Here is a 15,922-nt window from a genome sequence, read left to right as displayed (position 1 = left end):
TGCTCCCCCCCTTTGCGATATGATTGGGGTCAACGATATCAACATATAAGCATAAATACAGAGGGCAAGACACTGTGATTAGAGTTGCAATCAACGGTTTCGGGCGGATTGGACGTAACTTTGCGCGTTGCTGGGTGGGTAGAGAGAATAGTAAAATCGATCTTGTGGCTATTAATGACACGTCAGACCCTAGAACCAATGCTCATCTGCTGAAGTATGACTCAATGCTAGGGAAGATCAAGGGTGCTGAGATTAGTGCCGATGATAACTCTATCATCGTTAACGGTAAGACCATTAAGTGCGTATCTGACCGCAACCCAGAAAAGTTGCCCTGGAGAGATTGGGGAATTGACCTAATTATCGAAGCAACGGGGGTATTTACTAGCAAAGAAGGAGCGCTCAAGCATGTGAATGCTGGAGCCAAGAAAGTTCTGATTACCGCTCCTGGTAAAAACGAGGATGGCACTTTTGTGGTTGGTGTGAATGATCACGACTATGACCACAACATACACCACATTATCAGTAACGCTAGCTGTACTACCAACTGCTTGGCACCGATCGCCAAGGTGTTGAATGATAAGTTTGGCATCATCAAAGGTACGATGACCACCACCCACAGCTATACAGGTGACCAGCGCTTGCTAGACGCTTCTCACCGGGATTTGCGACGGGCGAGGGCAGCAGCAATCAATATTGTACCCACTTCCACTGGTGCTGCAAAAGCAGTGGCGCTGGTTATCCCAGAGCTTAAAGGTAAGCTAAATGGTGTTGCTTTGCGCGTACCTACCCCGAACGTCTCAATGGTAGATTTCGTAGTTCAGGTTGAGAAGCGTACTATTACTGAAGAAGTTAACCAAGCTCTCAAAGATGCTGCCGAAGGCCCACTTAAAGGCATTTTGGATTATAGCGTACTAGAACTGGTATCGTCTGATTATCAAGGTAGTGATGCTTCTTCGATTGTTGATGCCAACTTGACTTTTGTCTTGGGTAATGACCTAGTGAAAGTTATGGCCTGGTATGACAACGAGTGGGGTTACAGCCAACGAGTCTTGGATTTGGCAGAATTGGTAGCCCAGAAGTGGGTTTAATTAAAAAGTTAGGAGTGAGGAGTGAAGAGTTAGGAATCAGGAGTGAGGAATCAAGAGTGAGGAGTAAAGAAGTGCTGAGTGAGGAGTTAAAAGTTTTTTAACTCCTAATTCCTAACTGCTAACTCCTAACTCCTAACTAACTATTAAAGTGTTGAAATCCCTGGCTAAGATTCAAAACTTGGCTGGGGAATTTTTTTTGTTCGTCGTGTAATAGGACTGTTGATCCCGATGTAATATTGCCGACGATCGCAGCACCTTCACTAAGATGTTGTACCAAGGCTAATGCTAACTCTTGTGGTAGGCACAGCACTAATTCAAAGTCTTCGCCACCGTATAAAGCATATTCCAGGGCTTGCTCTTGTGGCAACCAATGGTTAAAAGTTTTTGGTACGGGAATTTGTCTGCATTCTAGGACAGCGCCAACGCCACTGGCGCGGCAAATTTGGATAATAGCATCTGCCAAACCATCGCTGCTATCCATACCAGCAACGAAGAGTTGGGAGTTAGGAGTTAAAATTTTCCAGAGGATTGGTAGGACATCTAATCGTGGTTGTGGACGTTGGTGTGCGCGGATTAAAGCTGTGCGTTCCGCATCTTTGAGGTTTTTTGCCAATTCGGGATGCAAGAGCAGTTCTAAGCCAGCTATTGAGGCTCCATGAACACCTGTAACAACGATCGCATACCCCACAACAGCAGCAGAACGGCGGATAATTTGATTAGGCAGAACTTGGCCAAAAGCGGTAATTGCCAGAGTCGTCACAGGCGATCGCACAATATCACCCCCGACAATTGGGGTATTGTACTGTTGCAGGCATTCTGTCATTCCCTGGTATAGTCGCTCAACCCAACTCACCCTAACTTCACCGGGGAGTCCTAACCCGACAGTGATTCCCAATGGAGAAGCGCCCATTGCTGCTAAATCTGATAAATTGGCAGCAGCAGCTCGCCAACCAGCATCTTCTGGGGAAGTGGTGAGGTTGCTAAAATGTACACCATCAATCAATATATCTGTAGTCACCACCAAAGATTGCTCTGGTGCAGTCACAAGCACTGCTGCATCATCGCCAATAATTTCTGGAGGACAGAAGCGCTGCAATCTTTCTAAAAGACCTTGTTCTCCAATATCTTTTACTTGTAGAGAAGATAATTCACTGTTCACAATCGGTTTTCCGTGTTGCAAAATTATCAGAAAACTGATGATTTGCTTTACTGTTTAAGATATGGGTATCGTCTAGGAGTCAGTTGGGATGGTAACAACACCAGTAACCAGCATCACGTTTGAGGAGTACTTAACCTATGATAATGGTAGCGATTTCCATTACGAACTGGTGAATGGCAACCTGGAGCTTATGAATCCACCTACTATTCAACATTTCCTGATTGCTAAATTTATTGAGCAATTGCTAGACGCAGAAATCAAAAGTTGTAGCTCACCTTGGCTGTGTTTTCGAGAAAGTGGGGTGAGAACGGGTAGAAATAAATCTAGGTTGACTGATCTGTGTGTAGTGACAGTGGAACAAGCCAGAGAATTGTTGAATGCCTCAGCAGTATTTCAGTCACCGCCGTTACTAATTGTAGAGGTTGTCAGTCCAGAATCGGTGAAACGGAACTATCGCCATAAGCGATCTGAATATGCGGCCTTAGAAGTTCCTGAATATTGGATTGTAGACCCGCTAGAAGGGAAGATTACGGTGTTACTACTGGAAGATGGATTTTATGAAGAAACAGTTTTTACCGCCACTGAGCAAATTGGATCACGGACTTTTCCAGAATTAGCCATCGCAGTTGATCAGGTGTTCACCGTCGGGAATCTGAGTCAGGGGAGTTAGAAGTTAGAAATTAGGAGTTAGAAGTTAAGAGTTAGTAATTATTCTCCCTCATCTGTCTCATCTCCTGCTTCCCCTGCTCTCTTCTTATGCTGCTTGCGGCTCAACTAGATTTTCTATTCCCTGAACCACAGTTGCCGATTCAATTTTGTCACCCGCTTTCAGTTTATCCAAAATTTCTCTGCCTTCAGTGAGATAGCCAAAAACGGCATAACGACCATCCAATAGGTTGCGTCCGGCAGGGGTGAGTTCTGGTTCAAACAAAAAGAAGAAAAATTGTGATGAACCACCATTTACTTCACTTTCGGGACGAGCCATCACTACTGCACCAAAAGCAGAGAAAGGCAGAACTGGCATATCGATATAACGACCAGCTTCTTCTAGTGTAATGCCATAGGTAGGTGCTTTATCACCCTGAACTAAGACTTCTAAGGGAATGGCGCGATATTTGCCCGTCTTTGGATCAATGAAACCCACGTCTTTGCCGGCTGGATCTCCAGTTTGCAGAAAGTAAGATTCTTCAGAACGGGTAAATTCTAAGCCATTATAAAAACCCCTTTGTACCAAATCTACAAAATTACCAGCAGTGACAGGGGCGCTGTAACCGTCTACTACCAGAGTCAAATCGCCTTTGTTGGTTTTGAATTCTACAGTGGCACGACCTTTAAGTTGTGGCAGGTTACTATACTGGGCAGGCACTTCAAAGGGGAATTGCTTCACCATAGACTCTTCTACTTGAGTGACGAGATTTAGCAGTTTAGCTTTCTCTTGCAGAATTTGTTCTTTATCTTTGCTGTTCGCCAATTCTTGCAATTTATCCACCCCAGATTTCAACTCGCTAATCCAAGCTTCGGCTTGGGGTTGGCGTTCTTTGGGAACGCTTGTTAATATTTGGGAAGGTTTATCGAGAATGCGGGATGCTTTGCTGATGTCTTTGGAAATAGCACCCCACCGCCGATTGGCCCGCAGTTGGGCAGAGATGTCCTCTAAACTAGCTTGTAGTTGACGCACAGGTTTGTTATCTATCGGGAGTGCATACCGCAACAGAGAGTTGCCGTCGGTAATTGCGTTGCCGGCTGGCAGTGCGGCGCTACTGGAGGGAGTCCACCCAGCTGTAGTTATGCCTAAAAATATTGTTACCAGCAGTATTGCCATTAGGCTGTTCTTCAGCCAGGATTTTAATAAGTTAAGCATGGGATAACTCAAATGCAGCATTAAATTGTTGACTGGACGTAACCCATCAATAATCTTCCCACGTTAGGTGCTGAGTGGAGCAGAGGTCTAGGGCAGGGGAGCAGAGGAGAAACTAATGACAAATGACAACCAACTAATGACAAATGCCCAATGACGACCCTAGAAGGGTACAATAAATGCCGATTGTCTTCCAAAATTTGAAAGTTTCATGATCTCCAGTAACGACTTTCGACCCGGTGTTTCAATTGTATTAGATGGGTCTGTATGGCGAGTGCTTGAATTCCTGCACGTCAAGCCAGGCAAAGGTTCCGCCTTTGTACGAACTAAGTTAAAAAATGTCCAGAGTGGGAGCGTGATGGAAAAAACGTTCCGAGCCGGGGAAACAGTGCCGCAAGCCACCCTAGAAAAAAGCACGATGCAGCATACCTATAAAGAGGGCGATGAGTTCGTCTTTATGGATATGGAAACCTACGAAGAAGGTAGATTGACCCGCACACAAATTGGCGATCGCGTCAAATATCTCAAGGAAGGTATGGAAGCCGAAGTGATCCGGTGGGGCGAACAAGTACTGGGAGTAGAATTGCCTAAGTCTGTGGTTCTGGAAATTATCCAAACAGATCCAGGTTTAAAAGGTGATACTGCCACAGGTGGCTCAAAACCAGCAACTCTGGAAACTGGTGCAATTGTAATGGTTCCTTTGTTTATTTCCCAAGGAGAACGCATCCGAGTTGATACTCAGGAAGATAAATATATTAGCAGGGAATAACTTTCATATCTCCGGAGATGCTTGCTCCCGATTGAAATCCCTACATAGGGATTAAATCCCTGCCACACTTAAGATGCTAATTTACGGATAGGTCGAGGTAATAAAAACTGTGCCATTGGACTTTAATGAAATCCGCCAACTACTGGCAACTATCGCACAAACAGATATTGCAGAAGTTACGCTCAAAAGCGATGACTTTGAACTAACAGTCCGTAAGGCTGTGAGCATCAGCAATCAGGTGTTGTCGGCAGGTCAAGCGACCTTAGGCGGTGTGGTAGGTTCGGGCTTGACATCGGGTTCATCTTTGGGAAACCAGGTGGCCGCAAGTCAGGTAACGGATGTGTCCACAGGTCGCGTGTTTGAGAATACTGGAACTGGCACACAATTGCAGTTGTCAGTAAATCCTCCCTCAAGTATTGATCAGAGATTAGTAGAAGTGCCTTCCCCAATGGTGGGAACGTTTTATCGCGCTCCGGCACCGGGTGAAGTGGCATTTGTGGAAGTGGGCGATCGCATCCGCAAGGGTCAAACAGTCTGTATCATTGAGGCCATGAAGCTGATGAATGAAATCGAAGCCGAAGTCTCCGGACAGGTGATGGAAATTCTCCTCCAAAATGGTGACGCCGTAGAATATGGTCAACCTTTGATGCGAATTAACCCTGATTAAGTATTAATCTATATATGAAATGAGTCATCCCAAATGAGTCATCGTTAAAACTTTCAGTCCTTGCGGGTTAATCCTGATGAAACAAACGTTGCCTTTACCACCAGAAGTGGTGCAACAAGTAGCTGAATACTTCAGCCTGTTAAGTGAGCCGATGCGCCTGCGGCTACTACACTTACTACGGGATGAAGAAAAATGCGTGCAAGAATTGGTAGAGGCAACACAAACTTCTCAGGCAAATGTGTCAAAACACCTGAAGGTAATGTGGCAAGCAGGTATCCTTAGCCGCCGCAGTGAAGGAACTTGCGCCTATTACCGGGTGGAAGATCAAATGATTTTTGATTTGTGTAATCGGGTTTGCGATCGCCTCGCCACAAGGTTAGAACAGCAAGCCCGTAACTTTCGTGTGTTAAATAGCAATCGTTAAGCTTAATAAAAGTTATGAGTTATGAGTTATGAGTTATGAGTTAAAACTCCTCACTCCTAACTTCTAACTCCTAACTTTTTTAAAGCGGATAATTTTTCTGAAAGCTTTCACGAGTTAGTGGCTGTTCTAACTCTAGACCCTCACCACCTAAAACATCCAACGGTTTTCCGTTTACGTCAATGTACACCTTCGCTTTGGGATTTAAAGTTGTCGCAGTATAAACAACTTGTCCTACGCGACCGATCATTGAGGTGCTACCACCACCGCTGGTAAAATCTTCAGATAAATTAACGTGAACCTCGTTATTTTCTGACTTCAACCCCAAAAGTTTGGTTGTTCTGGGGATAGTTGTTGAATCTGTCCCTCCTGTTGGTGGGCCTGCTAACAAACTTTGAAAAGCTGCTTCTAAAGGCTGGTTGGGTAGTACAGAAGCCACTTTAACGGGCTGGGGAACCAAAGCAATATTTTTGTCCTTTGGTCTTAGCCAATAAACGTTAGGCGTTTGCTCATTAACTGGCTGCCTAGTTGATGGCTGTACTGGTTGAGCGATTTGTTGAGAGGGGTTTGACGGTGTGGGAGTATTACTGGAGTGGGAAGTAAACCAAGCTACGCCGCCACCCACCGCTACAACCACTGCTGACACGGCTGCAATTGCGCCTGAAGAAATACGATTAGATCCTTGTTGGTCTTTCATGTTCAAAACCTTCCTAACTGAGGGCTGATATGGTAGTTATGTGAGGAGCAGCCTGGTTAAAGACGATACTTACAAGTGCAGAGTTTCCCACAACCTGGAAAAGACTTTATGCATCAAAATGCGATTATTTTTAATTCTGCAAAGTCCCTGATTCAATTTTAGAATTTTTACTTCTAGTCCGTCACCTACCAAATTATGTAAATCTCATTCTTTTTGGAGATGATTGAAGATTAAATTTACAAAGCAGAGGAACGCACAGGAACGCTGAGTATTTCTCACAAAAGTCCCTTTGCGCCCCTCTGCGTTTAATCTTTACCCTCTATTGCTGCCGTAATCCACTTATGAAGTGTTGTTGTAACTTCATCAATGACGATTTCTTCAGATTTACGAGTTGCTCTTTCTACAACTTCGACTTTACCATTAGCGATCGCCCGCCCGGTTACAATCCGATAAGGGATGCCAATCAAGTCAGCATCTTTAAATTTCACTCCCGCCCGTTCATCGCGGTCATCTAATAGGGTTTCAATTCCCGCTTGATTCAGTTCTGTGTAGAGTTTTTGGGCGATTTCGATTTGTTGAGCATCCTTAATGTTAGGAATTGTGACGATCGCGTGATAAGGTGCGATCGCTACTGGCCAAATAATCCCATCTTTATCGTAAGATTGCTCTACGGCGGCTTGTGCTAGTCGTGACACACCTACACCAAAACAACCCATAATTAGTGGCTTTTCTTCACCCTGTTCATTGGTATAAGTTGCTCCCATCGCTTCAGAATATTTAGTACCTAATTGGAAGATGTGACCTGCTTCAATTCCACGGGCGCTTTGTAAGGTTTGTTCTGAGTTACGGGTGGCGCGATCGCCTGGTCTGGCCTTCCGCACATCTACTCTATTTTCTTTTACTGGTAGTTGAAATTGCTCACCCCAATTAGCACCAACTACGTGATAGCCAGTTTCATTCGCGCCTGTAACAAAGTTTTTTAAATCAACGGCTGTATTGTCTACCAAATGTACAAGTTTTGGATATTCTAGTTCCAATTTTCTTAGCTGGCTATTGAGTCTCGCAAAAGGAAGTACCTGATTTGCCAAAAGCTGTTGAGCAGAATTTTTGACATCTGACACTAAATATTTGCCATTTTCGTCTGGTGTCAGATCTTGCAAAATATTTGTCAGTACCTGCAAAGATAAACCAGACTCTGCTTCTAGTTGCAAACTTGTAGCTAATTCTTGGTAGGTTAAAGCTTTAACTTTAATATAATCCCCTAAATTAGGAGAAATATAACCCAAGGGGAGTGGTTTAACAGCCCAATGCTTTTGCGATTCAACGTCAGAAATTTTCAAACGTATAATGGCTAAATCTTTACCATTTTCATCAACAGATGGAAACGTTGCAGTTCTACCATATTGATCAGTAAATTGAGATAACACATTTTGTAGCTTAATTTCGTTAACTTCTTGGTCTCCCCGAATGCTGACAAGTATTAGCAAAACATTATCATTGGCATAAACGGCTTCGTAAAGGACGTTTTTCACCACTTGGGTGGGAGAACAGTTGAGCAGTTGACATACCTTTTCAATCGTTTCTGTTCCAGGTGTATCCCGTTTCTCATAGGTTGTAAACCGTGAGGTTTCAGCGTCAATTGGTAAAGAAACAGCCTTTTCTACGTTAGCGGCGTATTTGCCATCCTCAGTGTAAAGAACTTCGTCTTCACCAGCTTCTGCCAAAATCATAAATTCTGTGGAACCAGAACCACCAATTGCCCCAGAATCAGCTTCCACTGCCCGAAAAGCTAAACCAGAACGCCGCAGGATATTGCTGTAGGCTTTATACATATCCTGGTAAGTTTCTTTGAGGCTGGCTTCATCGACATGGAATGAATAACCGTCTTTCATGATAAATTCCCGTCCACGCATCAAACCAAAACGGGGACGAATTTCATCGCGGAATTTGGTTTGAATTTGGTAGAGGTGCAATGGTAGTTGGCGATATGAGCGAATCATATCACGAGCGATCGCTGTGATTATTTCCTCATGAGTTGGGCCTAATCCTAATTCTTGCTCACGGCGATCGATTAGGGAAAACATGATCCCCTCAGCTTTGGTGTAAGTGTCCCAGCGTCCCGATTCCTTCCATAAATCAGCAGGTTGTAATTGCGGTAAAAGACATTCTTGTGCGCCTGTAGCGTTCATTTCTTCCCGCACAATCTGGGAAACTTTTTGCAGTACCCGCCACATCAGTGGGAGATAAGCATAGAGACCACTTCCGATGCGACGAATGTAACCTGCACGGAGTAATAATTTATGGCTAGGAATCTCAGCATCAGCTGGATCATCCCGGAGTGTAACGAATAACATTTGTGACAGTCGCATCGTTTATAGCCTTTCTTTGCTCACTAATTTCTATGTCAACTAAAGTATGAAGTATTAAGGATGAAGTACAAAGTATACAGTGTTATTTCTTTTTCATTTTTATTTATAGCTTTCCGCCTTTTTTGATCACAACTTTAGGAGAGAACTACCTTGGCAGATGTAATTTATCAAGCACAAGCACCCTTAGAATTTATTCCGCCGGCGTTTAACCCCTTATTACTACGAGTTGTTCATCTGTTGCTACCCAGTTGGATAAACTGGCAAACAGCTATTACCCAAATTGAAGCAGACAACGTAGAGGTTCTGGTGGATGTTTATCGCCAGTTTCAGGAGGGTAAGATCCGTTTTATGCTGGCATTTCGCCATCCGAAAACAGACGATCCACTTTGTTTAGGTTACTTGCTATCTCAACTCGCGCCAAAGGTAGCACGATCGCAAGGCACAGCGCTAGAATTTCCGATTCACGCTCATTTTATCTACGATCGCGGCATTCCTCTATGGGCAGGTGCCCACGTTGGCTGGATTGCTTCTCATTTAGGTGGTACTCCGATTCAGCGGGGTAAGGCTGACTGGACGGGGTTACGTTCGGCGCGTGACTTGTTTGCCAATGGGAAATTCCCGATGGCTGCTGCGCCAGAAGGTGCTACCAATGGTTTATCAGAGAATATTAGCCCCTTAGAACCTGGTATTGCCCAATTAGGCTTTTGGTGTGCTGAAGATTTGCACAAAGCTGGACGCGACCAACAGGTTCTAATTGTACCAGTTGGGATTAAATATAGTTACGTTGATGCTCCTTGGGATGCGATCGCCAATCTTTTAAGTGAATTGGAAGCGGCTAGTGGTTTACCTGTGAATCCATCAGAACATGCTTCTGTGGAGTCGCTTTATCCCCGGTTGTTGACTTTGGCAGAGCATTTACTTTTGCTGATGGAACAATTTTACACGCGTTTTTATCATCAAAAGCTGCCGGATGCCAAAATAGTCGGAGAAATTGAAGATAGAAATGAAGCGTTAGCAGTTCGTTTGCAAGCTTTATTAAATGCAGCGCTACAAATATCAGAACAGTATTTTGACTTGCAGCCAAAAGGGAATTTGACTGACCGTTGTCGGCGGGTAGAACAAGCTGGTTGGAATTATATATTTAGAGAAGAATTTAAGGATGTAAAAGGAGTGTCTGCTGTCGAAAAAGCTTTAGGCGATCGCGTTGCGGAAGAAGCGAATGCACGGATGTGGCATATGCGTTTAGTAGAAAGTTTTGTAGCAGTTTCTGGTAATTATATTCGTGAAAATCCAACTGTAGAAAGGTTTGCTGAGACAACTTTAATTTTATGGCAGATGATTGCTAAAATCAAAGGCAATAAAACTGTTCAGCGTCCGCAATTGGGTAAGCAAAAAGTCAAAATTACTGTGGGTGAACCCATATCTATTTCTGAGCATTACCCAGCTTATAAGGAAAATCGTTTAGGTGCTAGGCAAGCTGTTGCTGAAGTGACAAATGATTTGCAACACGCGTTGGAAGGATTGATTTGAAAATAAAGATGAGGGTAAACCTCACTATTGCAGTGTAAAAATTAGCTTTACCTATTGATCAGCTACTCGTCATTAATTTTTCAAAATAATTCGCTTGTAGTAAGCAACTCTAGCCCTGTTTTTGTGCAATTTAAATGCTCATTAGCTTATATTCCTTACGTTGTTTTATAATGTTTGGACGTGAAATGTTTCCCTTAAAAGGTTGTAAAACATAATTGACTAGCATTGGCTCCTATCAGGTAAAAGTCCAAATCCAACCGACGTCTGAGGAAATAGCTTGTCTTTCCCCAGCTAGAGAAAATGATATGACAAACGATTGGTCTTGTAACTGGTTAAACTTCTGGAAAAATACCAGTTTTGAGTGTAAAAACATAGTCAAACTTGTTTATGGTGGCAAAGTTTGGGGATTAGTGCAATATGGCCTTTATCCCCATCCTGGATATCCCAGTTATCTAGAAATAGAACATATAGAAGCTCATCCTACAAGTCGAGGAGATGTAGCTGAACGGTTAATTGAACCAATCGGCAAATGGTTAATCTGGTATGCAACCAAGGTGAGTCTAAAATTTTGTCAAACACAAGTAGATGAGTCGCTAGTTATTCTGGAAGCTCTAGATACATCTGTGTCATACTATAGAGATAAAGTGCAGATGGAGTATCTTGGGTTCGCACGTAGCACTCCTGGAGAAGATTTATATGGCTTCAGATTTTCACGAACAGCAGCAGCAAAATTCTGTCAGCTACACGAAAGTCAATGGGGAGAAGCAAAGCTATATGAGCAGTGATGAAATAAGAGTAGGATCAAGTGAGATGATGACTCACGCCCAAAGGCAAGCTTTTCTAAAAATATCTCCTTTGGGAAAACTATTTGGAGTTGCACATTTACTCCCTGAAGTAGCAGAGGTGACAGAAGAAACCGTGACAGAGTTGCCACGTTTGAAACGAGTGCGCGGAATATTTAAGCGTGGCAAACCAGGAAACAATCAGTATTCTTCTGATATCGCCCCTTACACGTTAACCTGGGAATACCCTAGATAAATCCATAACTAAATCAGGAAAACAGGGCAGATTAACTGATTCATTTGGCAGAAAAATCACCTTACGACGATAACCAAATTTACCTTGCAAACCTTGATAAGGTTCGCTGTAGCACTCCAGATAATAATCTACTAAATTAAATATCCAATAATCAGAGATACTCGCTTCTGCATAAATAGGTAGCTTTTCCTCTTGGTCATATTTTAAGGATGAATCGGCAATCTCAATTAAGAGTAAAATATCAGATGGGCTGGGATGATTCGCTAGATAGTCATCATCTCTATTTTTTGCAATTACTCTATCTGGTTCAGGCTCACTGTTGTTAGACAAAGTAATTGGTTGTTGTCCTCGCAGGGTTACGCGATCGCCTACTAGCCTATATAATTCTCGCTCTAGGCGTGTTTCACAAACAGAGTGCGGTGTACCTTTTGCTGCCATCTGGACTATTTCACCCTTAATTAGCTCAACTCGGTCATTCTCCTCAAAGAAGCCAAGTTCAGCTAGACGGTGATATTCAGCTATAGTAAAGCGTTTAGCAGTGGTAAGGCTCATAACAACTACGAGAATGCAGAGTTATTTTTATCTTAATATAGCTTTAGCTGATTAAAGTTATGTGATGGAAGATAGTGAGGTGTCTGGATCTTCTTCTTTATCAGGTTCTGTAACTGTTTCTATACTTATACCCTTCCAGGGAAAGTCAAAATCTAGCTGAATATTTTTGAGTTCATCAATGGATTGTAAGAAGAAATCTTTAATAGAAGACAACTGGTCTTTTTCAGATAAAAACTCTTGTAGGCTTTTTCTATAAAATATACCTGATCAGGCTGGCAAAACTTTTAAATTAACAGGAGTCCAAATATTAGGTTTATCGTTAATTACTTTCTGCATAGATTCAATAATTTTTGGACGTTCTTGAAAACCAGGAGAAACGTGCAAAAATATACCTAAATATGGATAATCAGTTACATTACTTGGATTTAAATTGAAGTATCCAAGACCACACCAGAAGTCCCATGTGGAGGAAGAAAGGTGGGTGTAGATAATATATCTTTCATCCCATTTCCATTGAGTCCTACTTGCTGCGCCTTTAATAACACCTCCAAAAGCTAGCTTGAATTTTTCCTGTACTTCTTCGCTGAGAGTCGATTCCATGAGATTGAGAGTTTTGTTAAAATTAACCATTGTCAATAAGTCAACTGATGAAAATTGATTTGTGGTAGACATTCCATTTTTCCTCATGAAAATTAATATTTCTTGGGCTAATATATCAGTCGCGTGTTGTTGTAAGTGTGCATAAAATTGATGCCACCTCAATTGATAAAAATTTACCTTTGGCTTGAAATTAAATGCTGGAGTTTTGATTTCTTCTTTTGAGTCATAATCACGGGTGATGTAAATTAAAATTCGATGTCTAACATTTGGTAAATTACTCAAAATTTCAGCATATTTTTTTAAAGCATTATTTCCATCCTTAGAGCCAACTTTTGATTCAATAAATATTGCATCTGTATTTAAACCATTTGACAGTTCAACTACAATGTCCAATTTACTATCTTCAGTATGGGTTTCAAGTCGTTTGTGTTCTTGTTGGGTTGAAATCTTGATGCTGGAATAATTATCATCACTAAGAATTGAGTGATATTTTAACCAATTAATTAAAACATGATTATTCAGAGATAAAAAATAGGCAATAATCTCGGTAAAAAAATCTTCACGCGGTTTGTTTCCTGAATGCAGATTGAGTAAATTGGTAAATAAAGACATTTATTTTTAAGTATTTAAGGTAATTCCAAAAAAGTTATACACAATGACTAAGCTTGTAGTTCTGATTGCACAAGATTACAAAAAATTTTTATAAGTTTTGTTTGTATTCGCTATTACTAGCAGTGCAGCAGTTATAACTTAGCCGATCGCAGTTTGACAAGGGTGCTACACAGACAATACCAACAAAAAATAGGGGTAAAATTTTACCCCTACAAAGTTGTGTATTATTTTAAGAATAGCTAGAGAAGGTTATTACTCTTGAGTTAAGTGACTTTCTAGCAAAGATGCGATCGCTTCAGTTTGAATATTCTTGTATTTCTTTTTACCAAGTTCTAAAACACAGTTGGGGGCGCTGCTACAGCATTTTTGGCAACCAGTATGTTCAATGGTAACTTTGTCTAACAAACCGCGATCGCCCAAAGTTTTTTCTAATTCTGATAAAAACCCTTTACCACCACGTTTGAGGCAACCTGACTTTTGACATACCATAATCCTGGCTTTGGTTTCAGGCGGTAAATCTTGATTTGGACACGCATCAATTGGTGTCACCCGATAGGCTTTGATTTTAATTTTACTTGTGCGTGAGTCTACCTTACTATGACCACAAACACGAATTTGCTGGCCAGGAACTAAGGATAAACTTAGAGAACGGCGTAATTCTTTAGGCAGTTTAATTTCTACATTTCCAGATGGAACTGCCAATTGCAAGTATTTATATTTTCCTGGTTCACCACCAACAAAACCTAGTAACTGTCCCTCAAGATTCAATTCTGATAATGTCAGATACTTGTCACCCATGATTGATAAAAAGTTAGAAGTGAGGAGTTTAGAGTTAGGAGCAAAGCCGGAGACGCTCCGCCTCCGGTTAGGAGTTAAAAGTCAGGAGTTATGAATAATAAATTATTATTCATAACTCATCACTCCTAACTTTTTTTTACGAGAGGCGTTTAGCTTCTACAGTTTGGGGTAAATTTGCTGTGTCTGGCAAATCACGAAATTCCAATTCCCAACCATTTGCTAGGGTGAGAATCTTGCCATCATTTCCATCGGTTTGTTTGACTACTTCTTCCTCAAGGTCTTTCTTAGCAACGTAAACTACTAAAGTGCCGGCGTCATTCATGCGTAGCATTACTTTCATGAGATTCCTCAACAGATTCTAGTTCTTTTTTCATACAGCCGACGACGAATCCTGTTTCCAAGAAATGCACAGCATAGATATATGAACTCTGCAAATATGTGCCTATACTCGCTATATAGCCGATATCTCCTTTGTTCACTAAAACTTGCCCGACTTCTTTACCAGGAAAAGTACCATCATTCTTGAGCAGTTTGCGAACTCTGACTTTTTCACCAATTTCAAAAGCCGGTGGCAAGTTTAGCTCTAATTCATCACGTTGCATGAGAGTACCTCTGTTCTCTGACCAAATTCAATAATTCTTCTGTCGTCAGGCTACGTTTTTTCTGTACCGATTGATGACGCACTGCATCTAAAACAGACTGGGTTTCTTGTGAGTTCAAGAAAATGCCATGCTGCTCTAGCAAGTTTGAAACCAAATGCCGTCCAGAATGTTTGCCAATTACTAAACGCCGTTCCCAACCCACCTCTTCGGGAGCAAATGGTTCGTAGGTAATGGGGTTTTGCAGTACCCCGTGAGCATGAATGCCAGATTCGTGAGCAAAGGTATTTTCGCCGACGATCGCTTTCCAGGGTGGTACATCTGCACCTGACGCGGCTGCAACCAGTTGAGACAGTTCCAGCAAACTCGGAGTGTTGATGCCCAAATCAACGCCGTAGATGCGTTTGATCGCCATGACAACTTCTTCTAGAGCCGCATTTCCCGCCCTTTCACCCAATCCATTAACTGTGGTATTCACTGATAAGGCTCCGGCTTTGATACCCGCAAGAGCGTTGGCAGTTGCCAGACCAAAATCATTGTGGGTGTGGATTTCTAGGGGAATCATCAAAGCTGAAACCAGCCTTTTGACCTTTGTGTAGGTGGTAAAAGGGTCGAGAACTCCTACGGTGTCGCAGAAACGGAAGCGGGATGCACCCCATTCTTGGGCATAAAGCGCTACATCTAAGAGGAAGTTTTCATCTGCCCTGGAAGAATCTTCTCCGCCGACTGCTACCCAAAGACCTTGATCGACTGCGAAGCTGATACAGTCTTTGAGTTTTTGCAAACTTACCCGCCATTGACCGTGAAATTTGGCGGCGATTTGAATACCAGAGACGGGAATGGCAATATGCACCCTGTTCAGACCGCAGGCGATAGAAGCCTTAATATCTGAGATGACAGCGCGGTTCCAGCCCAGGAGTTTTGCTTGTAAACCCAAGTCAGAAATTGCTGCGATCGCTCGTGTTTCTTCGTCACCCATTGCCGGTATACCGACTTCTAATTCGGGAATATTAATGGCATCGAGAAATTTAGCGATCGCTACTTTTTCTTGTAGGTTAAAGGCAACACCTGCTGCTTGTTCGCCATCACGTAATGTAGTGTCATTAATGATGATTTGATTCATTGCAAATATCCCTCTCTTGGAAGTATTCTTAATATCCCTTCT

19 protein-coding genes are annotated in these 15,922 nt (G+C 42.4%); 8 read left to right on the top strand and 11 right to left on the bottom strand.

Going from position 1 to position 15,922, the window contains the following annotated elements; all coding sequences use genetic code 11:
• The first annotated feature begins 74 nt into the window (after positions 1-74).
• A complete protein-coding gene (locus V7K85_RS04200) occupies positions 75-1,088 on the top strand; it encodes a type I glyceraldehyde-3-phosphate dehydrogenase (RefSeq protein ID WP_334811392.1) in 1,014 nt (337 codons plus the stop codon).
• Between the two features lie 136 nt (positions 1,089-1,224).
• Here the strand turns inward: V7K85_RS04200 and thiL are convergent, their stop codons facing one another.
• Positions 1,225-2,247 carry a thiamine-phosphate kinase gene (gene thiL / locus V7K85_RS04195; protein WP_334811391.1) on the bottom strand — a complete coding sequence of 341 codons (1,023 nt, stop codon included), beginning with the start codon at positions 2,245-2,247 and terminating at the stop codon, positions 1,225-1,227.
• A gap of 88 nt (positions 2,248-2,335) precedes the next feature.
• On the opposite strand from thiL, the gene V7K85_RS04190 reads away from it, so the two are divergent.
• Positions 2,336-2,917 (top strand): Uma2 family endonuclease, encoded by a 582-nt coding sequence (locus V7K85_RS04190; protein ID WP_334811390.1) that lies wholly within the window; start codon positions 2,336-2,338, stop codon positions 2,915-2,917.
• 84 nt (positions 2,918-3,001) lie between these two features.
• On the opposite strand, the gene V7K85_RS04185 is transcribed toward V7K85_RS04190, so the two are convergent.
• Complete coding sequence (locus V7K85_RS04185; RefSeq protein ID WP_334811389.1) at positions 3,002-4,108, bottom strand: peptidylprolyl isomerase; 1,107 nt, start codon at positions 4,106-4,108, stop codon at positions 3,002-3,004.
• Positions 4,109-4,316: 208 nt separating this feature from the next.
• Between V7K85_RS04185 and efp the strand changes: the two genes are divergently transcribed.
• From efp to V7K85_RS04170, 3 genes are all read left to right on the top strand, one after another.
• Positions 4,317-4,874 (top strand): elongation factor P, encoded by a 558-nt coding sequence (gene efp, locus V7K85_RS04180; RefSeq protein ID WP_334811388.1) that lies wholly within the window; start codon positions 4,317-4,319, stop codon positions 4,872-4,874.
• A 109-nt stretch (positions 4,875-4,983) separates the two neighbouring features.
• Positions 4,984-5,541, top strand: a complete 558-nt coding sequence (gene accB / locus V7K85_RS04175; RefSeq protein ID WP_334811387.1) for an acetyl-CoA carboxylase biotin carboxyl carrier protein — start codon at positions 4,984-4,986, stop codon at positions 5,539-5,541.
• A gap of 76 nt (positions 5,542-5,617) precedes the next feature.
• Positions 5,618-5,965, top strand: a complete 348-nt coding sequence (locus V7K85_RS04170; RefSeq protein ID WP_334811386.1) for an ArsR/SmtB family transcription factor — start codon at positions 5,618-5,620, stop codon at positions 5,963-5,965.
• 79 nt (positions 5,966-6,044) lie between these two features.
• Here the strand turns inward: V7K85_RS04170 and V7K85_RS04165 are convergent, their stop codons facing one another.
• The gene (locus V7K85_RS04165) at positions 6,045-6,659 is read right to left on the bottom strand and encodes a GerMN domain-containing protein (RefSeq protein ID WP_334811385.1); all 615 of its coding nucleotides are present in this window, start codon (positions 6,657-6,659) and stop codon (positions 6,045-6,047) included.
• A 305-nt stretch (positions 6,660-6,964) separates the two neighbouring features.
• Positions 6,965-9,028 carry a proline--tRNA ligase gene (proS, locus tag V7K85_RS04160; RefSeq protein ID WP_334811384.1) on the bottom strand — a complete coding sequence of 688 codons (2,064 nt, stop codon included), beginning with the start codon at positions 9,026-9,028 and terminating at the stop codon, positions 6,965-6,967.
• Between the two features lie 150 nt (positions 9,029-9,178).
• Between proS and V7K85_RS04155 the strand changes: the two genes are divergently transcribed.
• The 3 genes from V7K85_RS04155 (at position 9,179) to V7K85_RS04145 (ending at position 11,596) form a co-directional block, all read left to right on the top strand.
• Entirely contained in the window at positions 9,179-10,558 is a 1,380-nt protein-coding gene (locus tag V7K85_RS04155; RefSeq protein ID WP_334811383.1) for a 1-acyl-sn-glycerol-3-phosphate acyltransferase, read from the top strand.
• A gap of 215 nt (positions 10,559-10,773) precedes the next feature.
• Positions 10,774-11,343 carry a hypothetical protein gene (locus tag V7K85_RS04150; protein WP_334811382.1) on the top strand — a complete coding sequence of 190 codons (570 nt, stop codon included), beginning with the start codon at positions 10,774-10,776 and terminating at the stop codon, positions 11,341-11,343.
• Positions 11,333-11,596 carry a hypothetical protein gene (locus V7K85_RS04145; RefSeq protein WP_334811381.1) on the top strand — a complete coding sequence of 88 codons (264 nt, stop codon included), beginning with the start codon at positions 11,333-11,335 and terminating at the stop codon, positions 11,594-11,596. The genes V7K85_RS04150 and V7K85_RS04145 overlap by 11 nt, the downstream gene beginning before the upstream one ends.
• On the opposite strand, the gene V7K85_RS04140 is transcribed toward V7K85_RS04145, so the two are convergent.
• The 7 genes from V7K85_RS04140 to nifV all read right to left on the bottom strand — a co-directional run bounded on the left by V7K85_RS04140 (position 11,573) and on the right by nifV (position 15,880).
• Positions 11,573-12,148, bottom strand: coding sequence for a Uma2 family endonuclease (locus V7K85_RS04140; protein ID WP_334811380.1), 576 nt, complete (start codon positions 12,146-12,148; stop codon positions 11,573-11,575). The two genes, V7K85_RS04145 and V7K85_RS04140, sit on opposite strands and share 24 nt — an antisense overlap.
• Before the next feature lie 57 nt (positions 12,149-12,205).
• Positions 12,206-12,361: a hypothetical protein gene (locus V7K85_RS04135; RefSeq protein WP_334811379.1), complete on the bottom strand. Its 156-nt coding sequence runs from the start codon at positions 12,359-12,361 to the stop codon at positions 12,206-12,208.
• 54 nt (positions 12,362-12,415) lie between these two features.
• On the bottom strand, positions 12,416-13,360 hold the full coding sequence (locus tag V7K85_RS04130; RefSeq protein ID WP_334811378.1) for a PD-(D/E)XK nuclease family protein: 945 nt from the start codon (positions 13,358-13,360) through the stop codon (positions 12,416-12,418).
• 252 nt (positions 13,361-13,612) lie between these two features.
• On the bottom strand, positions 13,613-14,158 hold the full coding sequence (locus V7K85_RS04125; protein ID WP_334811377.1) for a (2Fe-2S) ferredoxin domain-containing protein: 546 nt from the start codon (positions 14,156-14,158) through the stop codon (positions 13,613-13,615).
• 136 nt (positions 14,159-14,294) lie between these two features.
• Complete coding sequence (gene nifT / locus V7K85_RS04120) at positions 14,295-14,498, bottom strand: putative nitrogen fixation protein NifT (protein WP_298921155.1); 204 nt, start codon at positions 14,496-14,498, stop codon at positions 14,295-14,297.
• Positions 14,473-14,760, bottom strand: coding sequence for a nitrogen fixation protein NifZ (locus V7K85_RS04115; RefSeq protein ID WP_334811376.1), 288 nt, complete (start codon positions 14,758-14,760; stop codon positions 14,473-14,475). The genes nifT and V7K85_RS04115 overlap by 26 nt, the downstream gene beginning before the upstream one ends.
• The gene (gene nifV / locus V7K85_RS04110) at positions 14,750-15,880 is read right to left on the bottom strand and encodes a homocitrate synthase (RefSeq protein ID WP_334811375.1); all 1,131 of its coding nucleotides are present in this window, start codon (positions 15,878-15,880) and stop codon (positions 14,750-14,752) included. The genes V7K85_RS04115 and nifV overlap by 11 nt, the downstream gene beginning before the upstream one ends.
• Positions 15,881-15,922: the final 42 nt, after the last annotated feature.

The organism is Nostoc sp., from assembly GCF_036917615.1.
Taxonomy (GTDB): domain Bacteria; phylum Cyanobacteriota; class Cyanobacteriia; order Cyanobacteriales; family Nostocaceae; genus Nostoc.
This window is presented reverse-complemented; position numbering and strand designations above follow the sequence as displayed.